The organism is Moraxella oblonga NBRC 102422, assembly GCF_001598275.1.
Lineage (GTDB): Bacteria > Pseudomonadota > Gammaproteobacteria > Pseudomonadales > Moraxellaceae > Moraxella > Moraxella oblonga.
This window is the reverse complement of record NZ_BCYQ01000031.1, coordinates 1-25,692: the sequence shown is the minus strand read 5'-3', so window position 1 is coordinate 25,692 and position 25,692 is coordinate 1. Positions and strand designations below refer to the sequence as shown.

23 protein-coding genes and 1 pseudogene are annotated in these 25,692 nt (G+C 43.3%); 18 read left to right on the top strand and 6 right to left on the bottom strand.

Annotation, left to right across the window (positions count from 1 at the left end; genetic code table 11):
- Positions 1 to 31: 31 nt before the first annotated feature.
- Positions 32 to 1,159 (bottom strand): pyridoxal-phosphate-dependent aminotransferase family protein, encoded by a 1,128-nt coding sequence (locus tag MOB01S_RS08910; protein ID WP_066804137.1) that lies wholly within the window; start codon positions 1,157 to 1,159, stop codon positions 32 to 34.
- 168 nt (positions 1,160 to 1,327) lie between these two features.
- On the opposite strand from MOB01S_RS08910, the pseudogene MOB01S_RS08905 reads away from it, so the two are divergent.
- Positions 1,328 to 2,247 (top strand): annotated as a pseudogene (locus MOB01S_RS08905) (LysR family transcriptional regulator).
- 151 nt (positions 2,248 to 2,398) lie between these two features.
- Here the strand turns inward: MOB01S_RS08905 and fabF are convergent.
- Together fabF and gltA are read right to left on the bottom strand one after the other, a co-directional pair.
- Positions 2,399 to 3,721 (bottom strand): beta-ketoacyl-ACP synthase II, encoded by a 1,323-nt coding sequence (gene fabF, locus MOB01S_RS08900; RefSeq protein WP_066804134.1) that lies wholly within the window; start codon positions 3,719 to 3,721, stop codon positions 2,399 to 2,401.
- Positions 3,722 to 3,856: 135 nt separating this feature from the next.
- On the bottom strand, positions 3,857 to 5,134 hold the full coding sequence (gltA, locus tag MOB01S_RS08895) for a citrate synthase (protein ID WP_066804132.1): 1,278 nt from the start codon (positions 5,132 to 5,134) through the stop codon (positions 3,857 to 3,859).
- A 660-nt stretch (positions 5,135 to 5,794) separates the two neighbouring features.
- On the opposite strand from gltA, the gene sdhC reads away from it, so the two are divergent.
- The 5 genes from sdhC to MOB01S_RS08870 all read left to right on the top strand — a co-directional run bounded on the left by sdhC (position 5,795) and on the right by MOB01S_RS08870 (position 9,942).
- Positions 5,795 to 6,184 (top strand): succinate dehydrogenase, cytochrome b556 subunit, encoded by a 390-nt coding sequence (gene sdhC, locus MOB01S_RS08890; RefSeq protein ID WP_066804129.1) that lies wholly within the window; start codon positions 5,795 to 5,797, stop codon positions 6,182 to 6,184.
- The gene (sdhD, locus tag MOB01S_RS08885; RefSeq protein WP_245640023.1) at positions 6,169 to 6,540 is read left to right on the top strand and encodes a succinate dehydrogenase, hydrophobic membrane anchor protein; all 372 of its coding nucleotides are present in this window, start codon (positions 6,169 to 6,171) and stop codon (positions 6,538 to 6,540) included. The genes sdhC and sdhD overlap by 16 nt, the downstream gene beginning before the upstream one ends.
- 39 nt (positions 6,541 to 6,579) lie before the next feature.
- Complete coding sequence (sdhA, locus tag MOB01S_RS08880; RefSeq protein ID WP_174521837.1) at positions 6,580 to 8,433, top strand: succinate dehydrogenase flavoprotein subunit; 1,854 nt, start codon at positions 6,580 to 6,582, stop codon at positions 8,431 to 8,433.
- 61 nt (positions 8,434 to 8,494) lie between these two features.
- A complete protein-coding gene (locus tag MOB01S_RS08875; protein ID WP_066804125.1) occupies positions 8,495 to 9,205 on the top strand; it encodes a succinate dehydrogenase iron-sulfur subunit in 711 nt (236 codons plus the stop codon).
- Between the two features lie 65 nt (positions 9,206 to 9,270).
- Positions 9,271 to 9,942 (top strand): TIGR02117 family protein, encoded by a 672-nt coding sequence (locus tag MOB01S_RS08870; RefSeq protein ID WP_066804123.1) that lies wholly within the window; start codon positions 9,271 to 9,273, stop codon positions 9,940 to 9,942.
- A 6-nt stretch (positions 9,943 to 9,948) separates the two neighbouring features.
- Here MOB01S_RS08870 and MOB01S_RS08865 read toward each other — a convergent pair whose 3' ends face one another.
- On the bottom strand, positions 9,949 to 10,218 hold the full coding sequence (locus tag MOB01S_RS08865) for a hypothetical protein (RefSeq protein WP_066804120.1): 270 nt from the start codon (positions 10,216 to 10,218) through the stop codon (positions 9,949 to 9,951).
- Between the two features lie 272 nt (positions 10,219 to 10,490).
- Between MOB01S_RS08865 and MOB01S_RS08860 the strand changes: the two genes are divergently transcribed.
- Together MOB01S_RS08860 and MOB01S_RS08855 are read left to right on the top strand one after the other, a co-directional pair.
- Positions 10,491 to 11,780 (top strand): glutamate-5-semialdehyde dehydrogenase, encoded by a 1,290-nt coding sequence (locus tag MOB01S_RS08860; RefSeq protein WP_066804117.1) that lies wholly within the window; start codon positions 10,491 to 10,493, stop codon positions 11,778 to 11,780.
- 86 nt (positions 11,781 to 11,866) lie between these two features.
- Entirely contained in the window at positions 11,867 to 12,784 is a 918-nt protein-coding gene (locus tag MOB01S_RS08855; RefSeq protein WP_066804114.1) for an HpcH/HpaI aldolase family protein, read from the top strand.
- 357 nt (positions 12,785 to 13,141) lie between these two features.
- On the opposite strand, the gene secG is transcribed toward MOB01S_RS08855, so the two are convergent.
- Positions 13,142 to 13,423: a preprotein translocase subunit SecG gene (secG, locus tag MOB01S_RS08850; RefSeq protein WP_066804111.1), complete on the bottom strand. Its 282-nt coding sequence runs from the start codon at positions 13,421 to 13,423 to the stop codon at positions 13,142 to 13,144.
- A gap of 22 nt (positions 13,424 to 13,445) precedes the next feature.
- Positions 13,446 to 14,201, bottom strand: a complete 756-nt coding sequence (gene tpiA, locus MOB01S_RS08845; RefSeq protein ID WP_066804108.1) for a triose-phosphate isomerase — start codon at positions 14,199 to 14,201, stop codon at positions 13,446 to 13,448.
- Between the two features lie 201 nt (positions 14,202 to 14,402).
- On the opposite strand from tpiA, the gene pilB reads away from it, so the two are divergent.
- The 10 genes from pilB to MOB01S_RS08795 form a co-directional block, all read left to right on the top strand.
- Positions 14,403 to 16,112: a type IV-A pilus assembly ATPase PilB gene (gene pilB, locus MOB01S_RS08840; protein ID WP_066804106.1), complete on the top strand. Its 1,710-nt coding sequence runs from the start codon at positions 14,403 to 14,405 to the stop codon at positions 16,110 to 16,112.
- A gap of 339 nt (positions 16,113 to 16,451) precedes the next feature.
- Entirely contained in the window at positions 16,452 to 17,375 is a 924-nt protein-coding gene (oppB, locus tag MOB01S_RS08835) for an oligopeptide ABC transporter permease OppB (protein ID WP_066804103.1), read from the top strand.
- A gap of 12 nt (positions 17,376 to 17,387) precedes the next feature.
- A complete protein-coding gene (gene oppC, locus MOB01S_RS08830) occupies positions 17,388 to 18,281 on the top strand; it encodes an oligopeptide ABC transporter permease OppC (RefSeq protein WP_066804101.1) in 894 nt (297 codons plus the stop codon).
- A gap of 10 nt (positions 18,282 to 18,291) precedes the next feature.
- Positions 18,292 to 19,887 (top strand): ABC transporter ATP-binding protein, encoded by a 1,596-nt coding sequence (locus MOB01S_RS08825; RefSeq protein WP_066804099.1) that lies wholly within the window; start codon positions 18,292 to 18,294, stop codon positions 19,885 to 19,887.
- A gap of 568 nt (positions 19,888 to 20,455) precedes the next feature.
- Positions 20,456 to 21,331, top strand: coding sequence for a substrate-binding periplasmic protein (locus MOB01S_RS08820; RefSeq protein WP_084349686.1), 876 nt, complete (start codon positions 20,456 to 20,458; stop codon positions 21,329 to 21,331).
- Positions 21,332 to 21,502: 171 nt separating this feature from the next.
- Positions 21,503 to 23,635 carry an ATP-binding protein gene (locus MOB01S_RS08815; protein ID WP_066804093.1) on the top strand — a complete coding sequence of 711 codons (2,133 nt, stop codon included), beginning with the start codon at positions 21,503 to 21,505 and terminating at the stop codon, positions 23,633 to 23,635.
- 68 nt (positions 23,636 to 23,703) lie between these two features.
- Complete coding sequence (locus MOB01S_RS08810) at positions 23,704 to 24,066, top strand: response regulator (protein ID WP_066804090.1); 363 nt, start codon at positions 23,704 to 23,706, stop codon at positions 24,064 to 24,066.
- 9 nt (positions 24,067 to 24,075) lie between these two features.
- Complete coding sequence (locus tag MOB01S_RS08805) at positions 24,076 to 24,537, top strand: chemotaxis protein CheX (protein WP_066804088.1); 462 nt, start codon at positions 24,076 to 24,078, stop codon at positions 24,535 to 24,537.
- A 21-nt stretch (positions 24,538 to 24,558) separates the two neighbouring features.
- The gene (locus MOB01S_RS08800) at positions 24,559 to 25,005 is read left to right on the top strand and encodes a chemotaxis protein CheX (RefSeq protein ID WP_066804086.1); all 447 of its coding nucleotides are present in this window, start codon (positions 24,559 to 24,561) and stop codon (positions 25,003 to 25,005) included.
- Between the two features lie 361 nt (positions 25,006 to 25,366).
- The coding region (locus MOB01S_RS08795; RefSeq protein WP_157073949.1) for a hypothetical protein at positions 25,367 to 25,692 on the top strand (326 nt) is incomplete at its 3' end.

The window sequence follows — 25,692 nt, the reverse complement described above, 5'->3', positions numbered from 1 at the left end:
TTTGTGGTACTTTTAAGATTGTGTTGGTGTATTATGCAAATACATCATCACACGCCTGTTTGAAGCGTGCCACCGCACCGTCCACATCAGTAAGTTTGTCAAGCCCAAACAATCCGATTCTAAAACTCTTATAATCGGCAGGTTCGCCCACTTGGAGCGGTACACCGCCTGCGATTTGGACACCGACTTTGGCAAATGCCACGCCTTTGTGTATTTCCTCGCTTGGGGCATGACAGACGATAACGCCAACTGCTTGGGCATTTTTGTCTGCGACACTCGCTATGCCTTTATCATTGAGGACGGTTAGGATTTTTTGTCCAAGTTCAAGTTGAGCCAATTTGAGTTTGTCAAAGCCGATTTTTTGGCATTCTACCAACGTATCTCTTAGATGTCTTAGACTGTCGGTTGGCATGGTGGTATGATAAGCGTGTCCGCCATTCTCATAAGCAGTCATGATGTTTGTCCATGCTTTCAAATCAAGGGCAAAACTGGTGGATTCACTTTCTAAAACGAGCTTTTTGGCGGTGTCAGACATCATCACAAGCCCACAGCAGGGTGTGCTAGAAAGTCCTTTTTGGGGAGCAGACAACAACACATCAATGCCAAGTGCTTTCATGTCAAGCCACACACAGCCAGAGGCGATACAGTCAATCACCAAAATACCACCAACCTCATGCACCGCCTGCCCTAATGCTTTGATATAATCATTAGAGAGCATCATGCCAGAGGCGGTCTCTACATGCGGAGCAAAGACCACGCTTGGGCGGTTTGTACGGATATGGGTGGTGACGGTATTGATGTCGGCAGGGGCAAAGGTGGTTTTGTCGCCTGTGTGGATTTGGGCGGTGAACACTTGAGTGGATTTGGCAATGCGTCCTTTTTCCAAAATCTGCGTCCAGCGATAGCTAAACCAACCATTGCGTACGATAACCACATCTTTGTCGGTGGCAAGCTGGCGAGCAACCGCTTCCATGCCTGACGTACCAGAACCAGGGATAATGGCAACAGCATCCGCTTGGTAGAGAGATTTTAGGGTGGTAGAAAGGTCTGCCATGACACGTTGAAATTCGGCAGACATATGGTTCAACGCACGGTCGGTATAGACTACCGAATATTCCAAAAGTCCTTGTGGGTCAATGTCATCTCGTAGAGCAGGCATGATTTTTCCTTAAAAAGTGGGTTTGAAATAATGTATCTAAAAAATAGAGTGAATGCAAGTATTTTTATGCGATTTTAAAAGAGTTTTGGAAATTTTTTCGTTTGCCCCTTGTATCTTGATGATTATCATTTATAATATCATCTTATATATTTATCAAGGTAAATAATAATGAGTACTACATTACGCCAGCTAAAAGCCTTTGTGCTTGTCGCCGAGCAAAATAGTTTTACCAAAGCTGCAGAGACTTTGTGTTTGACTCAGTCTGCTCTAAGTGGACTTATCAAAGAATTAGAGCAAAATCTCGATGTTAAGTTGTTTGACCGTACCACTCGCAAACTACACCTTTCGGACGCAGGGCAAAGGCTTTTGCCTCAAGCTCGCCGAGTGTTAAATGAAATGTCGGTACTAAATGACAAAGTCGCTAGTCTTAAATCTTTACATCAAGGTCATGTCCATTTGGCGGTGTCCCAGCAATTATCGGCAAGTACTCTACCTAAATTCATCGCCAAATTTTGTGAACTCCACCCCAATATCCAAGTAACACTCACAGACTGTTCGGTTGATGAAGTGGTGGGGCATATTGAAAATTTGGAAGCGGATTTGGGGATTGCTCCTGAGCGGTTTTATAGTGATGATTTGCACGCTGATGTGTTGTTTAGCTCGCCATTTTATTTGGTGTTGCCAAAATCACACCACTTCGCTTACAAGAATGAAATTCGCTGGGAAAATCTCATGAGTGAGCGACTCATCACGCTCAACGGACCTTTTATCAACAGTCTACAAAATGAGCTACCATCTCTGCCATTTCCAATCGTATCTTTAACCCTGATTTTAAAGTAAATTTTTTATCTACTGCACTGGGCATGGTGCGTATGGGGCTTGGGGTTACAGTGTGTCTGCTGTATGCTGCCGAATGGGTGGAGCAAAACGGACTGACCATGCGACCCATCAGCGACCCTGTGGTGGAGCGTAAGTTTTTGTTATATACTCACAAAAATCGCTCGTTGTCGCCTGCATCTATGGCATTCAAGGAATTTTTGCTTGCCAATGCCCATGAATTTTTGGTGAGTAAGCCAACAACTATTTAAGGTAAATTTGTCAATTATAGTGATTTAACTTCAAAAACCACCAAAACCGTTCACCCTGAGCTTGCCTGCGGGCGGTTTTCCGTTATGGTTCGACAAGCTCACTTTGAGTGAAAAACCTTTGTCTGGTTTTGAATAGAATTGACTATATAAATCAGTCCTGCCAACGCCCAAACACCAAGCTACCATTTGTGCCACCAAAACCAAAGCTGTTGGAAATGGCATAATTGACATTTTGTACGACCCTTGCGGTATGGGGGATATAATCAAGTGTGCAGGCAGGGTCAGGGTTGTCTAGGTTGATGGTGGGGGGTAAGAGCTGATTTTGTAGGGCAAGTACCGTAAAAATTGCTTCAACCACCCCTGCTGAACCCAGCAAATGTCCCGTCATGGATTTGGTAGAGCTGACCAAGATGTTTTTGCCAAACAGACTTTCAATGGCACAGCTTTCTGCCACATCGCCAGCAGGCGTGGACGTGCCGTGTGCGTTGATGTAGCCGACATCGCTTGGGCTGATACCGCCATCCATGAGAGCGTTTGCCATCGCACGTCTTGCTCCGTTGCCATCAGTAGGTGGGGCGGTGATGTGGCTTGCATCATCGCTCATGCCAAAACCCACAACTTCTGCCAAAATGGTTGCTCCACGAGCTTTGGCATGAGCCAAACTTTCTAGCACCATCGCCCCAGCCCCATCGCCAAGCACGAAGCCATCTCTATCTTTGTCAAAGGGGCGAGATGCTTTGGTAGGTTCGTCATTGCGAGTGGATAGAGCGTGCATTGCTCCAAACCCTGCCATGCCAAGTGGCGTGCTTGCTTTTTCACTACCGCCCACCAAAACAGCATCAAGGTCACCATAAGCAATCAATCTTGCTCCTAATCCGATGGCATGCGTGGAAGTTGTACAGGCAGTGGCAGTAGCAAGATTTGCCCCTTTTAGATTATGGCGAATGGCGATAAGCCCTGCTGGCATATTAACGATAGAGCCGGGAATGATAAAAGGTGAGACTTTTTTTGCACCGCTTTGACGAATGACATCACGACCATTTTCAATGGTATTTAATCCACCAATTCCTGAACCCATCACCACACCAAATCGTTCGCTATCCACATTGACAGGCAGACTGTCGCCTTTGATGTCGTCTATTAGACCTGCATGAAATAATGCTTGGGCAGAGGCAACTTGGGCATAGTGCATAAACTCATCAAAACGGCGGATTTCTTTGGGGTTTAAAAATTCTTTGGCATCAAAATCCTTGATGAGTCCTACGATACGTGAGCGAAATTCACTCATGTCAAACCCTGCAAACTCAGGCAGGGCAGTGATGCCACTTGTGCCACTTGCAAGATTTGTCCAAATGGTGTCCAAGTCATTACCCACAGGGGTAATCGCTCCCATGCCCGTGATGACGACACGTTCGTAGTCGGGACGCTTGTGGTGGGGGGCTTTGGTAGGTCGGGCTGTTTGTGATTGGCTCATGGCTATTTTCCTAAGTATCAAAATAAGTTTATCTTAACATGATTTGACAGATTTGAATAGTTTACGTTTGTTTTATTTTTTATAAAGACAAAAAATTCCCCAAAAGTAATTTTGGGGAATTTGTGGTTTTGCTGATTATTTGCGGTCTTCAAGTTTGACAAATGCACGGTGTTTTTCGCCAGTATAACGCTGACGTGGACGACCGATTTTGAAGGGTTCTGAGTGCATTTCTGTCCAGTGGCTGATCCAACCCACAGTACGAGCCAAGGCAAAGATAACAGTAAACATAGATGTTGGGATACCGATGGCTTTTAGGATAATGCCAGAGTAGAAATCTACATTTGGATAGAGTTTACGCTCAATGAAGTATGGGTCAGATAGAGCGATTTTTTCAAGCTCCATTGCCAGTTGTAATTTAGGGTCATTGACACCCAAAGCACCCAAAACTTCATCACAAGTTTCTTTCATGACCTTAGCACGAGGGTCAAAGTTTTTGTACACACGATGTCCAAAGCCCATGAGTTTGGCTTCTTTGGTTTTGACTTTTTCCATAAATGGAGCAACGTTCTCAATCGTGCCGATTTCATCAAGCATTTGTAGAACTGCTTCGTTTGCACCACCATGTGATGGACCCCACAGAGCCACGATACCAGCAGCGATACAGGCGTATGGGTTGGCACCTGTTGAACCTGCCAAACGCACAGTAGAGGTAGAGGCGTTTTGCTCGTGGTCAGCGTGTAGGGTGAAGATTTTATCCATCGCCTTAACAAGCACAGGATTTGGTTTGTAGTTTACGTCCCCTGGGGTAGCAAACATCATATATAGGAAGTTTTCAGCATAGCTAAAATCTTTGCGTGGATACAAGAAAGGCTCACCGATAGAATATTTGTAGCTCATCGCTGCAAGGGTAGGCACTTTGGCAATCAAATCCACACAAGTCTCATCACGATGTTTAGGGTCAGAGATGTCTAGGTGGTTGTGGTAGAATGCAGACAACGCACCAACTACACCAACCATAATTGCCATTGGGTGGGCATCACGGCGGAAACCTTCAAAGAATTTACGCAGTTGGTCGTGTACAGCCATTTTGCTAGAAACACGCTCGTAGAATTTGGTTTTTTGTTCGGCATTTGGTAGGTCGCCGTAGAGTAGGGCGTAGCAGACTTCTAGGTAGTCGGCGTTGTCAGCAAGTTCATCAATCGCATAACCACGATGTAGTAACTCACCTTTGTCGCCATCAATGTAGGTAAGTTTGGATTCAACAGGAGCAGTCGCCATAAAGCCAGGGTCATACGTCCAAAAACCTGCTTTATTTACTGCACTGATGTCAAGTACTGGACGACCTAGTGTACTTTCTAATACTGGCATTTCGTATTCGGTGCCATCAACAACTAATTTGACTTCTTTTGACATGGGATATTACCTCGTTTGTGTGATATTTGGTGCTTTTTCCTGCAACACCAAACTAAAACGCATTTTGGCATTCCTAAAACCAAAATGCTTATCCTTGTTTTACTGCCTTCACAGTAGTGATGATGATACAAAATCTTAGCCAAACTTACAAGCCTTTTTCAAATAAAAATTTATCTGATTTGATAAAGAGGGTCAAGTCTCTCTCCAAAGTACCGTCATGACTGGTGTTTGGTGTTTTTGGTGTGCAAAATGTGCGTGAATGAATGTCTGACGGGGCATTTTTGAAATATTTTGTAACAATAATTGGCAAGCAAAGTTGGGCGATTTTGGGGGAAAGTGGCAGAAATTTTGTAAATTTGTTTGTAAAATTTGTTTAAGCGTTTTATAATCTATCAGTTTTAGTAGTCCACTTTTTTAAGTGATAATCAATTACATTGTAAAACTAAAAAAGACCGTAAAAACATGATTTTATGTGCTTAATTTACATGATTTTATCATTAAAAAAGTATATAATGAACATTCTTTTGGGTGATGATAACCTCACTTAAAATTGTGTTATATTTGTAACTGACCACTTTTGTGGATTTGGATAATCATTTGCTGTGTAGGATTTTTCCTTTCAGCCAGCTCTCCTTGCCATTGGCGAAAAATTAGATAAGGATGCCCGCTGTGAAAAGCAACCGACCAATTAACCTACCTTTGAGTCAAGTCATTGCGGTGAACTCAAAATCACCCATTGCAATGGCTTCTATTTTACACCGTGTGTCAGGCATTGTGTTGTTTTTATTGATACCTGTCATGCTTTGCATTTTACAAACTTCGCTATCAAGCCCTGAGGGTTTTGAGAGTGTCCTAAACAATATCGCTTTGCGTTTTTTAGCATGGATTTTTGTGGCGGGTACTGCCTACCATTTTGTCATGGGTTGCAAGCATTTGCTTGCTGATTTGGGTTGTAACGAAGAGTTTCAATCAGGTAAGACGGCAGCGATTGTTAGTTTTGTGATTGCATTTGTCTTGATTTTGGCTTCGTTTGTATGGGTGATGTTCTAATGGTTAGAAATAATTCAGGCATTAAAAGTGCCACAGGTCTAACAGGCTCAGGCTCTCGTGATTGGGTATTACAGCGTATTAGTGCGGTGGTATTGGCATTGTATGCGGTGGTCATGGTGGTGTTTTTCTTGTTCAATAATGTGGACTATGAAACATGGCATGGTTTTATGATGAGTTTGCCCATGAAGCTATTTAGCCTTGTGGCGATTTTGTCGCTCGTGTTTCATGCATGGGTGGGTATGTGGACAGTATTTACTGACTATGTCAAATCAGCAGGTCTGCGTATTGCTCTACAAGGGGCGGTCATTGTTGCTATTTTGGCATATTTGTTTTGGGGTGTGATGATTTTTTGGTAATCCTTAAAATCGTCCCTGTTTAAGAATTATAGGAATAAAATTATGGCATTAGCACCAGAAAAACCGATTGAAAATATCCCCACCCTAAATTTTGATGCCGTTATTGTTGGTGGTGGTGGCTCGGGTATGAGAGCCTCGTTACAACTTGTACAAGGTGGCATGAAAGTTGCCGTTTTGACCAAAGTATTTCCAACTCGTTCGCACACAGTAGCTGCCCAAGGCGGTATTGGTGCTTCTTTGGGTAATATGAGTCCTGACAACTGGCATTTTCACTTTTATGACACGGTTAAAGGTTCTGACTGGCTAGGCGACCAAGACGCCATTGAATATATGTGCCGTGAAGCACCAAAAGTTGTCTATGAATTAGAGCATATGGGTATGCCCTTTGACCGTAACGCAGACGGTACAATTTACCAGCGTCCCTTTGGTGGGCATTCAGCCAACTATGGCGAAAAGCCTGTGCCTCGTGCCTGTGCTGCTGCTGACCGTACAGGACACGCGCTTTTGCATACGCTTTATCAAAAAAACCTAGAAAAAGGCACGCAGTTTTTTGTAGAGTGGATTGCTCTTGACCTTATCAAAGATGCTGATGGCAATATCAATGGCGTGATTGCCCTTGACCAAGAAACAGGCAACATCAGTGTCTTTCAAGCCCAAACAACCATTCTAGCAACAGGCGGTGCAGGGCGTATTTTCAAGGCTTCTACCAATGCCTATATCAATACAGGCGATGGTTTGGGTATGGCGGTGCGTGCTGGTATTCCTTTGCAAGATATGGAATTTTGGCAATTTCACCCCACAGGCGTGGCAGGGGCAGGCGTGCTTTTGACCGAAGGCTGTCGTGGTGAAGGGGCGATTTTGCGTAATAAGCACGGCGAACCCTTTATGGAACGCTATGCCCCAACCCTAAAAGACCTTGCTCCTCGTGATTTCGTTTCTCGTTCTATGGACCAAGAAATCAAAGAAGGTCGTGGCTGTGGACCTAATGGTGATTATATTGAAATGGACATGACCCATTTGGGCTTAGAAACGCTGATGAAACGCTTGCCATCGGTCTTTGAAATCAGTCATAACTTTGCCAATGTGGACATTGCCAAACAAGCTGTGCCAGTTGTGCCAACCATTCACTATATGATGGGCGGTATTCCTACCAACATTCACGGACAAGTAACCGTGCCTGTGCTAGATGGTCATATTGATGAAGAAGGTCTTTATACAGAAGGTCGTGTGATTAAGGGTCTGTACGCCATCGGTGAGTGTGCGTGTGTATCGGTACACGGTGCCAACCGTCTAGGTACAAACTCCCTGCTTGACTTGGTGGTCTTTGGTCGTGCCGCAGGTCAGCATATCCTAGATGAGTTTGCCAAATCTGACCGCAGTTATAAGCCTCTTGACCCAAGAGTGCTTGACTTTACCAAAGCCCGTCTTGACAAATTGCAAAACTCCACCGAAGGCTACAATGCCCAAGAAGTTGCCGATGAAATTCGTGCCATTATGCAGGCTCACGCAGGGGTGTTCCGCACTCAAGCCTTGATGGACGAAGGGGTTGAAAAGATTATGGCATTGGCTCCAAAAGTTGCCAACATTCATCTAAAAGACAAATCAGCCGTGTTTAATACCGCTCGTATTGAAGCCTTAGAGGTTGCTAATCTGTATGAAGTTGCCAAAGCAACAATGCTTTCAGCATCTTTACGCCACGAATGCCGTGGGGCGCACTCGGTGCTTGATTATGAGCACCCTGCCGATTATGAACCTGCACCGCTAGGTCGTGATGACAAAAACTGGATGAAACATACACTTTGGTATTCAGAGGGTAACCGTGTGATTTATAAGCCTGTACGCAAAACGCCACTAACAGTGGATTATTGTGAACCACGTGTGCGTACATTCTAATTCTTTTAATGACTAAAAAGCGTGTAGCCAAGTTTTAGCCACACGCCAATGGAGAAAAATTATGAGTCGAGGCAAACGCATTGTAGAGATTTATCGCTACGACCCAGACAAAGACAAAGCCCCCTATATGCAAACTTACGAGATTGAGTTATTGGACTCTGACCGTATGTTATTAGATGTTCTACTTCGTCTAAAAAAACAAGATGAAACCCTAACTTTCCGCCGTAGTTGTCGTGAGGGTATCTGTGGTTCGGACGGTATGAACATCAATGGCAAAAATGGTTTGGCGTGTTTGATTAATATGAACACCCTACCTGAAAAAATCATCGTTCGCCCCCTACCTGGTTTGCCTGTTATCAAGGACTTGGTGGTGGATATGAACCAGTTTTATGCCCAATACGAAAAAGTACACCCTTATTTGATTAATAGCCAGCCAGCCCCACCCAAAGAACGCTTGCAGTCGCCAGAAGACCGTGAGAAGATGAATGGTTTGTATGAGTGTATTTTGTGTGCGTGCTGTTCTACTTCTTGCCCATCGTTCTGGTGGAATCCTGACAAATTCCTTGGACCATCAGCACTTTTGAACGGCTACCGTTTTATCATTGATAGCCGTGATACCGACACCCAAGCTCGTCTTGCTCGTCTTGATGACCCATTTAGCTTGTTCCGCTGTCGTGGCATTATGAACTGTGTGAGTGTTTGCCCCAAAGGACTAAACCCCACCAAAGCCATCGGTCATATCCGTAATATGCTCCTTGATGCGGCGGGCTAATCAAGCCTTGATGTGTGATATGGGTAACTGGGTAAAGCCAGTTGCCCATTTTGCTTGGTGTTAACATGTCAAAATTTATAAAAATTATTTTAAAAACAATTGGTTATTTTGCTACCGTGTTGTTGATTTATGGTGTGCTAATGACCTGTGCGACCTTTTTGCCAAGTCAGCTCACCACTTTGCCATACAGTGATGATATGATTGATGTGTATGTGCTATCCAATGGCGTGCATACGGATTTTGTGTTGCCGACCACACATCAGCTGATGGATTGGACGACTATATTTCACCCAAATGACACCAAAAATGGTGTGGTAAATCATTGGATTAGTATCGGTTGGGGTGATAGGGATTTTTATCTTAATACGCCAACATGGGGGGATTTGACCGCCAAAACAGCCGTCAACGCCTTGTCTGGACTTAGTACTTCTGCCATTCACGTCAGTTATGAATCTGATGAGTTGGTAAAGAATTGCCAAAAATGCCGTAAAATTCGCCTAAATCCCACCCAGTACCAAGCCGTTATCACACACATTAAGCAATCCTTGCCGTCAGATGGGCGACAAGTCGCCATTGCTCATGCTCACTATGGGCAAAATGATGCTTTTTATCCTGCGGTGGGCAGTTATAACGCTTTTTATACCTGCAATTCTTGGGTAAATAATGGGCTAAAAAAAGCAGAGGTCAAAACCGCCCTATGGACGGTCTTAGATGTGGGGGTGATAAAAGAGCGGTAGGGGTAGTTATGGCTTTTCTAGGTAGACATAACCCCGAATGCCACCCGGAGTTGTCACAGGTGTTACTGCCTGTATGCTCCACCCTGCTTTGGTCATTTCAAATAGGGTGGTCTGTTTGTAATTATCGTCATTACCAATCTGACATTCAAGGGTATCTGTGGGGTAGACTCCTGAAAACTCCACAAAAAGGCACACCGCCACTTGCCGAGCCAAGGTGGTTTGGCTAAGGGTTAGGCAAGCGATAAGGGCTAGGGTTTTTAGGGTGAGTGATTTCATCGGCATATCTCCATATAAAACAGGTGTAAGCTAGGATAGTTAATTTTCCTGTTCTTGGCAAATATAAAATGGCGTATTTTGTATATTTTTTGTAATTTTATACTTCTATAATTTAATAATAAATCACAACTAATTGAAAAATAATCATAAATTGAGCAGTGATAAGTACATGAGTGCGCGATGTGCATTCTGTGGGTTGGGCGGTATTTTTTACTTGCCATTTATTTGTTTGAAATATAAAATTGGAAAAAATTTATTTCTAAGGAGTAGCCATGACCGAACTCGCCACCAATTTGACCACCTATATGAACCAAGTGGGGCAAAAAGCCAAATCCGCCTCCACACATCTGGCTCGTGCCGATACCAAAACTAAAAATTACGCTTTAACCTGTATCAAAGCCCAAATTATCGCTCATAGAGATGATATTTTATCCGCCAATGCCATAGATGTCCAAAACGGCAAGGATAAAGGACTAGAACCTGCTTTGCTTGACCGTCTTGTGATTAGTGAGAAGGTATTTGTGGGTATTTTAAATTCGCTTGATGATGTGATTGGCTTGCCTGACCCTATTGGTGAGATGAGTGAGTTGACCTATCGTCCTAGCGGTATCCAGCTTGGCAAAATGCGAGTGCCACTTGGGGTGATTGGTATGATTTATGAATCTCGTCCCAACGTAACCATAGAGGCAGGCTCTTTGGCAATCAAGTCAGGCAATGCGATTATTTTGCGTGGAGGTTCAGAAGCCTTTTATTCAAACCAAGCCCTAGCCAAATGCATACATCTGGGGCTTGAGCAGGCGGGTTTGCCTACCGATGGCGTGCAGGTGCTTGCCACGACTGACAGAGAGGCGGTGGATAAACTCATCACGATGACAGGGGCTGTTGATGTGGTGATACCCAGAGGGGGCAGGGGACTGATTGAGCGAATTGCAAACAATGCTCGTGTGCCAGTCATCAAGCATTTAGATGGTAATTGCCACACTTTTGTAGATGAATTTGCCAATATGGACATGGCAATGAAAGTCTGTGTCAATGCCAAAACTTCTCGCTATTCACCTTGTAATGTCATGGAAACTTTGCTGGTTCATGCTAAAATTGCTGATGTTGCCTTGCCACAGATTGCCAAAGCCATGAGTGATGTGGACAGTGCCATGATGTTTAGGGTGTGTAAAAACAGCCAAGCGATTTTGGCAAATTTGGGCTTAAACCTAGAAACAGCAACAGAAGATGACTGGTATGCCGAATACCTTGCTCCCATACTGGCGGTCAAAGTGGTGGACGACATTGACCATGCCATACACCATATCAATCACTACGGCTCACACCACACTGACGTGATTATCACGGATAATTATACAAACAGCCAGCGTTTTATCCGTGAAGTGGATTCAAGTTCGGTGATGGTCAATGCGTCCAGTCGTTTTGCTGATGGGTTTGAGTATGGATTGGGGGCGGAGATTGGCATTTCTACCGACAAAATCCACGCTCGTGGACCTGTGGGTTTGCATGGTTTGACTTCCCAAAAATGGGTGGTGTTTGGTCATGGGGAAGTGCGAGTATAGGTTGGTTATTTCTCATAAGGTACTTTTCAGCAGTTGTGAAGCGTGGTAGAATGAGTCTTAGTGGTTTAATCAACTTGGAGGAATAAATGGATAGACGTGCCTTTTTGACAACCATGGCGGTGACCGCCCCTTTGTTGGGTGTGGCTCATGCCCAAAACCCTTCTAATGCTACATCTTTATCCGTAGGCAAATCTGACAAAATCCCTGCTAGGGAGTTTTTTCACAACCCACTCAAAGAAAAATTGGCTCGCAACGAATTGACCTTTGGCATGAGTGTGCGATTGGTGCGTTCCCCAGAAATTGCCCAAATCGCTCACAGTGCTGGATTTGATGCGTTCTATGTGGAAATGCAACACAGTGCTTTTTCTATTCATGAGACCAGTGCCATTTGCCAAATGGCTCAACGAGTGGGCATCACTGCATTGGTACGCATTCCAAGTATCAGTGCAGAATATGTCAGCCGTATGCTTGATGCAGGTGCTATGGGCGTCATCGCCCCAGAGATTAAAACTGCCGAAGAAGTACGTCAGCTTGTGTCGTTGGCAAAACTGCCACCGCAAGGCGAACGCAGTGCCCCCGGCTCACTGTTGTTTGAGCTGGGTTATCGTAGCTATCCTACACAGGAAATTTATGAAGCTCTCAATAACGCCACCATGGTTGTGGTTATGCTAGAAAACAAAGAAGCTCTTGACAATATAGAAGAGATTGCTTCTGTTGAGGGTCTTGACATGATTTTTGTGGGAGCAAGCGACATGGCAAACAGTCTTGGTGTTACAGGTCAGCCCAATCACCCCAAATTACGTGATGCTTATACAAAAGTCATCAATACTGCCAAAAAGTATGGCAAACACGTTGGTGTGGGCGGTCTTGCCAATCACCCTGAACTGATGAAACAATATGTGGATATGGGTGCCAGATACATTTCTAGCGGTCAAGATTTGTCATTTTTGGTCAGCGAAGCCAATCGCCGTGCCAAAAAACTAAAAGAGGAATTGGTCAAATAGTCAATCATATGCCCAATTTTAGCTTCTATTGTTGGTTTGATTGTTGGGTGTGATTTTGGGTTATGGTACAAACTATCATTTGTCCAATAAAATCAACACCCAACAGTGGGGGCATAAGAAGCAAAATCATACTTAATTCACATCAAAATCATACAAAAACCGTTCACCCTAAGCCAAGCCTTCGGGTGAAGTGGTTTTTCATTATGGTTTGACAAGTTTACCACGAACAAAAAACCTTTGTTTGTTTTTGAATAGAATTTGCTATACTTAATCGTAAATTACCGATAGTCCTAGACATCAGTGATAAAAGGTTGGAAAGTCCAACCTTTTATGCCAGATGAGTGGTATTGTCAACGGTTATTTTTGGGTGGTTTGGGTAGGCACATCTAGGCGAAGTTGGTCTTTGGCTTCTTGTTGGGCGTGGTATGCCAACGCCAAACTGGTAGCAAAAAAGATGGCAGCAAGTATGGCGGTGGTGCGAGTTAGAAAGTTACCAGAGCCTGATGCACCAAATACCGTGCCTGCCGACCCAGAACCAAAAGAAGCCCCTGCATCCGCTCCCTTACCATGCTGAATGAGTATCAGACCTGACAAAGAGATGGCGACGATGATGTGAATGGCTAAAATAAATGTAAACATGAGATACTCTTTATTCTAAAAGTTAGGAAAATGCTTGAATGATGGTGCTAAAACTGTCAATTTTTAAACTTGCACCGCCCACCAACACACCATCTACCCCTTGACAGTTTGCGATGTCGTGGGCATTTTTGTCATTGACACTACCGCCATAAAGTATGGGCAAATTGGCACCATATTGGGTGTGTAGGTAATGTTTGATGTGTGTGTGGATTTTTTCAATTTCGTTCAAAGTGGGGGTTAGCCCTGTACCAATCGCCCACACAGGCTCATAAGCGATGATGAGTTTGTTGGCATTGATTTGGTTTTTGTCAATGCGGTGAAGCACAGATAGTTGTTTGTCCAACACATTAAACGCCAATCCTGATTGGTATTCGTCCAGTGATTCACCAATACACAAAACCACCATAAGGTCAGCAAGATGGGCATTGATGATTTTTTGGCTTAATATTTTATCATCTTCGCCATGATATTGACGGCGTTCGCTATGACCGATGAGAGTAAATTTTGCCCCCAAATCAGCCACTTGCACTGCTGATACATCGCCTGTAAACGCCCCAGTTGCCCCCAAAGCACTCACGTCTTGTGAACCTACCCAAATGGGGCTTGTTTTTAAGGTTTGAGCAACGGTGCTTAGGTGGATAAAACTGGGTGAGCAACCTACTTGGAGGGTGTTGGTGTTTGGCTTTTGCCCAATTTCTTGCAGGGCTTGTGCCAATGCCAAACTTTCTGCTTGGGTAGCAGGATTTAATTTCCAATTTCCAATGACGTATTTTTTCATGACAAAGATTTAAAGTAAAATGATTGATTTATTATACTACAAAATTACCAAGTCATGATTTGCAATTTGTCCGTTTGGATTGCTAACTGGGTCGGTTTGTCAAATTTTACATAAAAATGAGGTAAAAATTGCCATTTTCAAGTAAAATCAAGTAAAATAGATACATTTTGATAAAATATCATGCCCAGATTGGAGAATGTTATGAGCGTAAATTTTGGTGGTTTGGCACATCTTTTGGTGTCAAATCAGTTGGTTGCCCCTGATGCCATGCAAAAAGCACTGGCAGAATCTCAACAGCAAAACATGGCACTTGTGCCATATTTGGTTGAAAATAAACTTGCCCCAGCAGGCAAAATCGCAAGCCTGCTCTCGCATGAGTTTGGCGACCCATTGCTTGATTTGAATGCCTTAGCCCCTGACAGCATTCCCAAAGATTTGGTGGACGAAAAAGTTGTCAATCAATATGGCGTACTACCACTATTTAAACGTGGCAATCGCCTATTTTTGGGTATGAGCGACCCCACTCGTCTAGATGCGATTGATGCCATTGCCTTTAATACCAAATTGTCTGTTGAGACGATTGTTGTTGAAGAAGATAAACTCAAAAAGACCATTGAAAACGCCTATGGTGGCGGTGGTTTGGGGGATTTGGGCGATGTGGATTTGTCAGCAGATATTGACGGCGGTAACGATGATGACGATGATAACGGTCAAGCTATTGATGTCAACGACACAGGCGGTGATGATGCACCTGTGGTCAAATTTGTCAATAAAATGCTCCTTGATGCCATTCGTATGGGGGCATCGGATTTGCATTTTGAGCCTTATGAGAAAGCCTACCGTGTGCGTTTCCGTGTAGACGGTGTATTGCAGGTCATCAGTCGCCCGCCCATTCAGTTGGCTGGTAAAATTGCCGCTCGTCTTAAAGTTATGTCGCAAATGGATATTTCTGAACGCAGGGCTCCCCAAGATGGTCGTATCAAACTTAAAATTTCTAAAACCAAAGCCATTGACTTTCGTGTGAACTCCTGTCCTACCCTGTTTGGCGAAAAGCTGGTACTGCGTATCCTTGACCCATCGTCTGCGATGCTAGGCATTGATGCACTAGGTTATGAGCCTGACCAAAAAGAGCTTTTCTTGGAGGCGTTGGATAAACCACAAGGCATGCTTCTTATTACAGGTCCGACAGGTTCGGGTAAAACGGTATCGCTTTATACAGGTCTAAATATCCTAAATACTCCCGAAACAAATATCTCAACCGCCGAAGACCCTGTGGAGATTAACTTAGAAGGTATCAACCAAGTCAACGTAAACCCAAAAACAGGTTTGACGTTCGCCTCTGCTCTAAAAGCCTTCCTTCGTCAAGACCCTGACGTGGTCATGGTCGGTGAGATTCGTGATTTGGAAACTGCCGAAATCGCCATCAAAGCCGCCCAAACAGGTCACATGGTGCTATCTACCTTGCACACCAACTCTGCCCCAGAAACCCTAACTCGTCTTAGAAACATGGGGGTGGCAAGTTTTAACATTGCCACTTCGGTAAACCTTGTGATTGCCCAGCGTCTGGCTCGCCGTCTATGCAAACACTGCAAACGCCCCACCAACATTCCAAAACCAAGCCTGTTAGAGATGGGCTTTACTGAAGAAGATTTGGCAAATCCTGACAACGTCATCTATGAAGCGGTGGGTTGTTCTGAGTGCCGTGAAGGCTACAAAGGGCGTGTGGGTATTTATGAAGTATTAAAAATCTACCCCAGCATTTCTCGTATCATTATGGAGGATGGCAACGCCATTCAAATCAAAGATGAGGCGATGAAACACGGCTTTCGTGATTTACGCCGTTCAGGGATTATGAAGGTGCTACAAGGCACGACCAGTATCGCTGAGATGTATCGTGTAACTTCCGAATAACCAAAGATGGATTGTGGGGGTGTATGGCATGGGCGATACGCCCCCACTTTTGTAAAATGATGGTGAATTTTACTAAGTCATGCCAATCTCAACTTGATATAAGTATTTGATTTTTATAAGGATGAATTGCAATTCACTCCTACGTATCAAAAATAAATACAATTAAATCAATGGGTTGTGATTTTGGGTTGAAAATGAGATTTAGTTATATACAATAACAATACAAATACGCAAGAATAGGGTATAATGGTTTTTCTTAAATGAAAATGCCATAAAAATCATGCCATCGTTGGGCAGTTTTGATTGATAAATGCTGATGGATTTGCAAAGAGGTTTTTTATGTTTAAATTGATTGTTAAACGTTTGTTTGAAGCCGTTCCTACTATGTTATTTCTTATTACGGTGTCATTTTTTATCATGCGGTTGGCTCCGGGCAGTCCTTTTACAGGTGAGCGAAATTTGCCCCCTGCGGTGCTTGCCAACATTGAAGCCAAATATCATTTAAACGATCCAATCTGGCTACAATACCTCAATTACCTAAGCGACTTGTTATTGCGTGGTGATTTTGGTCCTTCTTTTAAATACAAAGATTTCACTATTAACGAACTCATCGAAAAAACCCTGCCCGTGTCGGTGGAGATTGGCTTGTGGGCATTTGTCATCGCTCTTGTGGTGGGGGTTGCGTTTGGGGTGATTGCTGCCCTAAAACAAAACAGCTTTTTTGACTATGTGCTTATGACGGTAGCGATGGCGGGCGTGGTTGTGCCAAGCTTTGTCAAAGCGCCATTGCTTGTGCTGATTTTTGCAATTACGCTCAAATGGCTACCTGCTGGGGGCTGGAACGATGGAGCGTTCAAAAATATGGTGTTGCCTGTGAGTGTGCTTGCCATTGCTTATACGTCAAGTATCGCAAGGGTAACTCGTGGCTCGATGATTGAGGTGCTAAACAGTCCCTTTATTCGCACTGCTCGTGCCAAAGGTCTGCCCACCTCTCACATCGTCCTAAAACACGCCTTGCGTCCTGCCATGCTTCCTGTCATCTCCTTTTTAGGGCCTGCTTTTGTGGGGATTATCACAGGGTCAATTGTGATTGAATCTATTTTTGGCATTCCAGGGGTTGGACGGTTGTTTGTTGATGGGGCATTGAACCGTGATTATGGTTTGGTGCTGTCTTTGACGATTTTGGTAGGGGTTTTGACGATTACCTTTAATGCCATTGTTGATATTTTGTACACCATGATTGACCCAAAAATCAAATACTAAACAGGACGATTTATGACAACAACTGATGTTTTAAAAACAACCACCGAAGCAGTACAGGGCAGAAGTCTGTGGCAGGACGCTTGGAGACGATTTTGTCGCAACAAGGCAGCGATGGCAAGTGCGGTGATGCTATTTTTGATTACGGCATTTGTGCTGATTGTGCCATATGTGATTCCCTTTGGTTATGCTGATACTGATTGGTCAAACATGAGCATTGCTCCGTCTATTAAGACTAAGCACTATTTTGGTACAGACACATTGGGGCGAGATATGCTCGTGCGAGTGGCGGTGGGTGGACGTATTTCGCTCATGGTGGGCATTGCTGGGGCGTTGGTGGCGGTCGTGGTTGGGACGATTTATGGAGCGATTTCGGGCTATTTTGGTGGCAAAGTGGACATGCTCATGATGCGGTTTTTAGAAGTGCTAAATGCGTTCCCCTTCATGTTTTTTGTGATTTTGCTCGTTACGTTATTTGGTCGCAACATTTTTCTTATTTTTTTGGCAATTGGCATGGTCTCATGGCTTGATGTTGCTCGCATGGTGCGTGGGCAGACGTTGAGCCTGAAAAACAAAGAGTTTATCACCGCCTCGCACGTCATGGGCGTATCCAACCGCCATATCATCACTCGCCATATCGTGCCAAATGTGCTAGGTATCGTGGTGGTCTATGCCTCGCTCATCGTGCCGAGCATGATTTTGTTTGAGTCGTTTTTGAGCTTTTTGGGTTTGGGGGTTCAAGAGCCAATGACAAGCTGGGGGGCATTGCTCCAAGATGGGGCTAAGACGATGGAGGTTGCTCCTTGGCAACTCTTGATTCCTGCGTCATTTTTGGTGGCGACATTGTTTTGCTTTAACTTTTTAGGTGATGGACTGCGTGATGCCCTAGACCCCAAAAACACAAAATAAGGACAATGTAATGAAATTATTAGAAATCAAACAGTTAGATGTACATTTAAAAAGTGATGACAAGGTTGTCCATATTGTCAAAGATGTTTCTTTTGAAGTTGAAAAAGGTCAAACGCTTGCTATTGTTGGCGAAAGTGGCTCTGGCAAATCAGTAACATCAATGGCAATCATGCAACTGTTGCCCAAAGAAATCACCACTTATGGCAAAAATTCATCGGTAAAATTCAACGGTCAAGAGATTTTGTCAATGACCGATAAACAAATGCAAGCCATTCGTGGCAACAAAATTGGCATGATTTTCCAAGAACCGATGACTTCGCTCAACCCTTATGTCAAAATAGGTCAGCAAGTGTCAGAAGCGGTAGCGATTCATCATGCAGGCATGAGCAAAGAAGAAGCTAACAAACTTGCTTTACAAATGCTCCAAAAGGTCAAAATACCCGATGCCGAAAAAAAGATGAATGCCTATCCGCATGAGTTTTCGGGTGGTCAGTTACAGCGTATCATGATTGCGATGGCACTTATCAACAAGCCTGATTTGCTCATCGCAGACGAGCCGACCACCGCCCTTGATGTAACCACACAGGCACAGATTTTGGAGCTGATGCGTGAGTTGCAACGTGAGATGGGTATGGCGATTATCTTGATTTCGCATGATTTGCGTTTGGTGCGTAGATACAGCGATGATGTGTGTGTCATGCAGTATGGTGTGATTATTGAGCGTGGTACGACCCAAGAGGTGTTTAGTAATCCACAGCACCCTTATACGATGGAGCTGTTGACTCCCATACCAAGCGAGCCCAAAGACCTGCTTGGTGATAACACACCCAACATCATCACCGCCGACAACGTCCATGTGGATTATGTCCTAAAACGCTCCTTTTTTGGCAAGCCAACCCAAGTTTTTCATGCGGTCAAAAATATGACGCTTGATTTAAAGGTGGGGGAGACGCTTGGTATCGTGGGTGAGTCTGGTTCTGGCAAATCCACGATAGGGCGGGCGATTATGCAAATCGTGGATTCAACGGGCAAAATTACCTTTGATGGCAAAGAAATCAAGGCATTGTCCAAACTTGACCGCCAAATCCTCAAAAAAGACATGCAAATGGTGTTTCAAGACCCCTTCAACTCACTCTCACCACGTCTGACAGTGGGTGAGATTATTGGCGAGGGGTTGACTGTGCATTATCCACACATGACCAAAGGTGAGCGTGCGGATAAAGTTGCCAAAATCCTAAGCGAAGTTAATTTATCACCCAGCATGATTAACCGTTATCCGCATGAGTTCTCAGGTGGTCAGCGTCAGCGTATCGCCATCGCTCGGGCGATTATTTTAGAACCCAAATTCGTGCTACTTGATGAGCCAACTTCGGCACTTGACCGTTCAACGCAGATTATGGTGGTCAAACTGCTCAATGATTTACAAAAGAAATATGGGTTAAGCTATATTTTTATCAGTCATGATTTGGCGGTGGTGCGAGCTTTGTCCGACCGTGTGCTTGTCATGCAAAAAGGTGATGTGGTAGAGTTTGGGACAACGGAGCAAATTTTTACCAATCCACAACATGAATATACCCGTATGCTGATACAAGCATCTGATGTTTGATATAAATTATCATTTGTTTTTATAAAAAGTACAGTAGTTTTTTGTTGTTTTGTATCAATTTAGTTGATTGATATAACTTATTGATTTTGTTAAAAATATACAACTATTTTTTAATAAACTTCCTGCAAAACTCAAAAACAAGGAAAACCGTTCGTGGTGAGCTTGTTGAACCGCCACTGTTTTCCTACCCGCAGGCAAGCTCAGGGTGAACAAAAAACCTAGTTTTGCAGGAAGTCTAATACACCAAATAAAACTAAAAACTACTATAAGGTTTCTTATAGATTAGACTTTACTATATATAAATATTAATATATAATAAAAGGTTATCCTTTCATTGAAGGATTTTTTTTGGTCTAACAATTGTGGTAAATTTCTACCATCTGTGGGCATAAAAAACAATTTAGCTTGTAAATGTTGCTATTTGGTGATATTTTATGCAAAATGTACAAGAAGTGTAAGTAATGTTGTTGGTATAATATCAAGATATTGGTGTACGTTTGTCTGATATTTTATATTTTGATGGCATATCAATGATATTCTTTGGTGTTTTTGGGAGATGGGATAATTCATGAGGCATTGTTTTAAAATGGTTGCGTTGGCACTGACTGTAACCTTATCATTGACAGCGTGCAACAAATCACAACAGGCAGACAGTCAGCAAACCACCGCCACGTCCACAACCAACTCACAAGAAAAAATAGCATCATCACCAGAGAATGCACTGACATTGACAGTTGGGGTGGATAATGATTATCCGCCTTATGATTTTTTTGATGAAAAAGGGCAAGCCACAGGCTTTGATGTAGATATTTTGAGGGAGATTGGCGAAAAACAAAATATCCAGTTTGATTTTATGCCGACCAAATGGGACAGTATCGTTGATGGTTTAGAAAACAAACAATTTAAAATCGCCTTGTCTGGCTTTGCCTATAGCGATGAGCGTGCAGAAAAATACCAAGTATCCAATACTTATGCTTATGGTCAAGACATCATTGTCAGCGTCAAAAAACCAAACCATACCCAAACGCCCAAAACGCTTGAATCCCTAAAAGACCACAAAGTCATCACGCTTGGCGACAGTCCCTATATAGAAGAATTAGAAAGCGTCATGGGTAAGGGCAACCCCAACATCAAAGGGGTAGAGACCAGTTTGATGGTTTTGCAAGGGCTTGTTAATGGCGAAGCTGATGTTGCTTTGACGGATAAGATTGTGGCACAGTATTACACAAAATCCTTCCCTGATGTTGAGTTTGAGTTTGGTGGTGAAGGTGAATATTTTGAACCATATCCTTTGGTGATGGTGGCACACAAAGACGAAGCCCAATTGATGCAAAAAGTCAATGCAGGTTTGGCTGACATCATTGCAGATGGTACTTATGCCACCATTTACAAAAAATGGTTTGGTACTGAACCAACCGCACAAGATATTCCCAAGATTAAATAAGATGTATTAGGAGTGCTGTATGTCTAATCTACAATAGTAGAAATCACATACAGTCGTTGGACAATAAGAGAATAAATTTTCTTATTTTGCTAATTCCATCAATAGGTTATCTCATTGTCAATTGATTTGATATTGAGTGAATTTGTAGCGCTTTTTGAGTGTGGAGAGTATATGAAGTTTCTTGATATGAACGACCGCTATTCGGGACTGATTGTCTCGATGGGCGGTCTGCTTGCCATTATGGCGGTTTTGCTTGTGATTAACATCGTGGCAGCGTCCCGACTTGAAAAAAACACCGACTTAATTGATGCCACCAACCGCATGGCAACCAACACTCAGTCGGTAATGAAAGATTTGTTTGACTTGCAAAGCTCGCAAGGTGAAGACATTTCATCACCACACATGACCACCGTACTCAAACGTATCCGTGCGTCTGTTGAGCTCAACGATCAGTTCCTAGAAGCACTTGATAAGGGTGGCAAACTTAACTTCGTGGGCGGTGATCACGATGATATGGAAGACGTGCGTGCGATTCCTGATGATGCTCGTGAGCATTTTGATGTGGTAAAAAGTGAATGGCAAAAAATTGAGCCATTACTGTCAGATTATCTCAAAAACGCTGACAACATCATGATTGACTCATCAAGTAAGCTGTCGCTTGCACACTCACAAGCCCAAGCGTCAACCGTCCGTATGAACGAAGGCTTGGAAAATCTGTTGGCGGTAGTTCACGAAGACGTTGAAGATAACGCTCACTTCATTCGTATTGTACAAATTTTGGGTATTTTGGGCGTGCTTGTGTACTTCGTGATTTTCTTACGAGTCATCATGGGTCGCTTGCAAGAGTCGGATAGAGAGCTTGAAGTAGCTCGTCGTGAAACCTCCGACATCATGGCAACAGTAAACACAGGTCTATTCCTTTTGGACAAAGACCTAAACATCGGTCAGCAATACTCAAAAGCACTGGTAGACATCATTGGCACAAAGCGTTTGGCGGGTGAAAACTTGACAGATGTACTAAGTCATCGCATCTCCGAAACTGACCTTGAAACCACTCGTCAGTTTATTGAGCAGTTATATAACACGCGTGTAAAAGAAAAATTGGTAAATGACCTTAACCCATTGAACAAAGTGATGTTCTATGATGAGGGCAGTGCCAAAAACCGTTATTTGGATTTTAAATTCTCCCGAGTGTACGAAGGCAAAGAAATCTCTCGTATTTTGGTGAACGTTAATGACGTGTCAAATGCCGTTTACCTAGAACAACGTCTTGAAAAAGAACGTGCCCAAAATGACATGCAGATTGAAATGCTTACCACCATCTTGAACGTCAGTCCACGTGTGATTCATGAATTTATCCGCAATACGCACACGCATATTGACAAGATGAATACCATTTTGAAAAACCCTGGTAGTTCACAATTTGAGCTTGAAACCAAACTCAAATCCATGTATCGTGAAATGCACAGTTTAAAAGGCGAAGCATCAGCATTAAAATTGCACAGTTTTACCAAGATTGCATCAGACGCCGAAGATAAACTACACGCACTGCAAAACCAAAGCAAACTTTCTGGTAATGACTTCTTGCCACTGACTGTACAGCTTGATGAATTACTAAACTTGTCTAATACCATCACTAACTTGGGCGAGCGTATCGGCAATACAGTGGCTACCATGTCAAAAATGGATGCTGAACCACAAACTCGCACCGAAAGAGAGCGACCAGATGCCAAGACAGAGCTGGGCGGTTATTTGGTACAGTTTGGTCATGACATCGCCAAACGCCAACAAAAACAAATCCAAGTAGATGTGTCTGGTATGGCAGGCGTGAGTATTCCAGACAGCTTGTCAGTTGTTACCAAAGAAATCTGCGTACAGTTACTTCGTAATGCTGTCGTGCATGGTATCGCTGATGGTCAAACTCGTATCGCCAATGGTAGGCCATTGGTAGGGCAAGTTGCCATTTCTGCCAAAGAAGAGCGTGAAGATGGTCAAAATTACTTTTTGTTCACCGTAGAAGATGACGGTTTGGGCATTGATTATGACAATATTCGCCAAAGACTTGTTGATGCAGGCAAATACAGTGATGAAGATGTACGTGCTTTAAGCGAAGCACAATTGCTCAATACGCTATTCTCATCTGGGTTTAGTACTCGTAGTGTTACTGACGAAGATGGTGGTCGTGGCGTGGGACTTGATATTGTCAAAGACCGTGTCAAAGAATATGGCGGTAAAATCAGCGTTCAAAGCGAAAAAGGCAAATTTGCCCGCTTTGTGGTAAAACTGCCTATCCCAATCGTATGATTAACACGACAGCAATAAATCACATTTGTGATTTATTGCTTAGATTTATTATTTAGTAGGAGATAACTGTGTATAAATTGATGATTGTTGATGACTCTAATATCATTAGAAATCGCATTCAGCGCGCTTATGACGGTCAGCATTTTATGCTAGTGGCAACAGCCATGAACGGTGCTGACGCAGTGGACAAATTTAAAGTTCACAGACCTGACGTGATTACGATGGATTTGACCATGCCAAATATGGACGGTTTAGAGTGTATCAAAAAAATCGTGGCACTAGACCCTGATGTGCGTATTTTGGTTGTGTCAGCATTGTCTGACAAATCAACTGGCATCAAAGCGTTATCGCTTGGTGCTGGCGGATTTTTGTGCAAACCGTTCTCAGAAGAGGATTTGGTGGATGCACTTGATGAATTAATGAGAGACTAAGAGGTAGTCATGAAACAAGAGAAAATCCAGTCTTTTGTAGATATTGTAAGACACTATTTCGCTCAATTTCCTGGTGAAGAGTTGGTGGTTGATACGCCTTATCTTTCTACTGAAAAAGAGCCACATGTTTATGATTATACAGGTGTGATTGGCATCTCAGGTGTCATGCGTGGCGTAGTCTATGTTACCGCAAGCAAAGAGTTGCTACAAGTGGTGCTAAGAGATATGAATGAAAGTAATCTTAGCGATGCTATGTTGGTGGATTTGGTGGGTGAAATTGCCAATACCATTTCTGGCAATGCTCGTAGTGAGTTTGGATCAGAATTTCATATTTCCACACCGTTTGTGTTCAAAGGTTCGCCTCAAAGCGTCTTTTTACCAAAAATAGAAGGCAGAGCCTTTATCATTCCTATTCTTTGGCAACGGGAAGTGGGTGAGATTGTGGTTTGCTTAGAAAAAAATCTTGACTAAAACTAGAATGATGGAGTATCTATGCAAGTAGAGAAATTAAATGTATTTATGCAGTCAGTAGAGTCGTTTTTTTTACAAATCGGCGAAAAACTCAACGGTGTAGATACGCCTTATTTGACTTATAACACCACACCTGTGGCATTTGATTATACAGGGGTGATTACCATCACAGGAGCGATGGCAGGCTCGGTGTACGTGAGTGCGACCACTGTCATGCTTCGTGATTTGCTTCAAGCACTTGGTGAGCCTGAGCAGTCCATTCCCATGCTAAAAGACTTGGTGGGTGAGATTGCTAACACCGTATCGGGCAACGCACGTACCGAATTTGGGGCGGATTTTATCATCTCACCACCCAAGATTGTCGCAGGTGTGCCACCAGCCCAATACCTACCCAAAGAACGCCGTTCTTATACCATTCCATTTTATTGGCATGACCATAAAGGCGTGATTGGTATTTGTATTTGGTGAGTGTACCATCTAAAAGCCCCAAGTGATTGGGGCTTTTTGTTTTTTTGATGCGTTGAATGCCTTGTGTTGCCATTGCTATAGTGATTTAACTTCAAAAACCACCAGAACCATTCACTCTGAGCTATGTCTGTGGGTGGATTTCCGTTATGGGCAGGCAAGCTCACCACGAACAAAAATCATAACAATTTTGAAGTTCGGTTGATATAGTTTGGTTAATTAAATATTGATAATTAATCATTTATCATGTAGAATCTTGGGTGTGCATTTGTGCATTTGTGCATTTGTGCATTTGTGCATTTGTGCATTTGTGCATTTGTGCATTTGTGCATTTGTGCATTTGTTGTTAGTTAAGGATTTTTTTATGGCAACCATTTTTGAATTGTCCCCTTATAATTTATATAGATTACAATCATTAGACCCTATTTTGGACGAAAATTATCGTGATATTTTAGAAGTGATTTTTCCTATCTTGGACGAAAAAAGCCAAGACATGCTTCTGACTCGCCACCTACACCCCAGAGGGATTCACTGTGATTTGACACGGCGAATGTTTTCACATGATAAACCTGCCACCATTGAAGATTTGTTGAATAAGGGCATTGGCAACAGTCGTCTGTTGGCGATGGCAAAAAAGATGCAAACCTATCTGCATGAGCTACCCTTAGAAAGCGAAGGGGGGGGGGGGGA

What these genes read in the sequence shown, in the direction of transcription:
- MOB01S_RS08910 (WP_066804137.1), bottom strand. Translation starts at nt 1,159, where the DNA reads ATGCCTGCTCTACGAGATGACATTGACCCACAAGGACTTTTGGAATAT.
- fabF (WP_066804134.1), bottom strand. Translation starts at nt 3,721, where the DNA reads ATGAGCCAATCACAAACAGCCCGACCTACCAAAGCCCCCCACCACAAG.
- gltA (WP_066804132.1), bottom strand. Translation starts at nt 5,134, where the DNA reads ATGTCAAAAGAAGTCAAATTAGTTGTTGATGGCACCGAATACGAAATG.
- sdhC (WP_066804129.1), top strand. Translation starts at nt 5,795, where the DNA reads ATGCCCGCTGTGAAAAGCAACCGACCAATTAACCTACCTTTGAGTCAA.
- sdhD (WP_245640023.1), top strand. Translation starts at nt 6,169, where the DNA reads ATGGGTGATGTTCTAATGGTTAGAAATAATTCAGGCATTAAAAGTGCC.
- MOB01S_RS08875 (WP_066804125.1), top strand. Translation starts at nt 8,495, where the DNA reads ATGAGTCGAGGCAAACGCATTGTAGAGATTTATCGCTACGACCCAGAC.
- MOB01S_RS08870 (WP_066804123.1), top strand. Translation starts at nt 9,271, where the DNA reads ATGTCAAAATTTATAAAAATTATTTTAAAAACAATTGGTTATTTTGCT.
- MOB01S_RS08865 (WP_066804120.1), bottom strand. Translation starts at nt 10,218, where the DNA reads ATGAAATCACTCACCCTAAAAACCCTAGCCCTTATCGCTTGCCTAACC.
- MOB01S_RS08860 (WP_066804117.1), top strand. Translation starts at nt 10,491, where the DNA reads ATGACCGAACTCGCCACCAATTTGACCACCTATATGAACCAAGTGGGG.
- MOB01S_RS08855 (WP_066804114.1), top strand. Translation starts at nt 11,867, where the DNA reads ATGGATAGACGTGCCTTTTTGACAACCATGGCGGTGACCGCCCCTTTG.
- secG (WP_066804111.1), bottom strand. Translation starts at nt 13,423, where the DNA reads ATGTTTACATTTATTTTAGCCATTCACATCATCGTCGCCATCTCTTTG.
- tpiA (WP_066804108.1), bottom strand. Translation starts at nt 14,201, where the DNA reads ATGAAAAAATACGTCATTGGAAATTGGAAATTAAATCCTGCTACCCAA.
- pilB (WP_066804106.1), top strand. Translation starts at nt 14,403, where the DNA reads ATGAGCGTAAATTTTGGTGGTTTGGCACATCTTTTGGTGTCAAATCAG.
- oppB (WP_066804103.1), top strand. Translation starts at nt 16,452, where the DNA reads ATGTTTAAATTGATTGTTAAACGTTTGTTTGAAGCCGTTCCTACTATG.
- oppC (WP_066804101.1), top strand. Translation starts at nt 17,388, where the DNA reads ATGACAACAACTGATGTTTTAAAAACAACCACCGAAGCAGTACAGGGC.
- MOB01S_RS08825 (WP_066804099.1), top strand. Translation starts at nt 18,292, where the DNA reads ATGAAATTATTAGAAATCAAACAGTTAGATGTACATTTAAAAAGTGAT.
- MOB01S_RS08820 (WP_084349686.1), top strand. Translation starts at nt 20,456, where the DNA reads ATGAGGCATTGTTTTAAAATGGTTGCGTTGGCACTGACTGTAACCTTA.
- MOB01S_RS08815 (WP_066804093.1), top strand. Translation starts at nt 21,503, where the DNA reads ATGAAGTTTCTTGATATGAACGACCGCTATTCGGGACTGATTGTCTCG.
- MOB01S_RS08805 (WP_066804088.1), top strand. Translation starts at nt 24,076, where the DNA reads ATGAAACAAGAGAAAATCCAGTCTTTTGTAGATATTGTAAGACACTAT.
- MOB01S_RS08800 (WP_066804086.1), top strand. Translation starts at nt 24,559, where the DNA reads ATGCAAGTAGAGAAATTAAATGTATTTATGCAGTCAGTAGAGTCGTTT.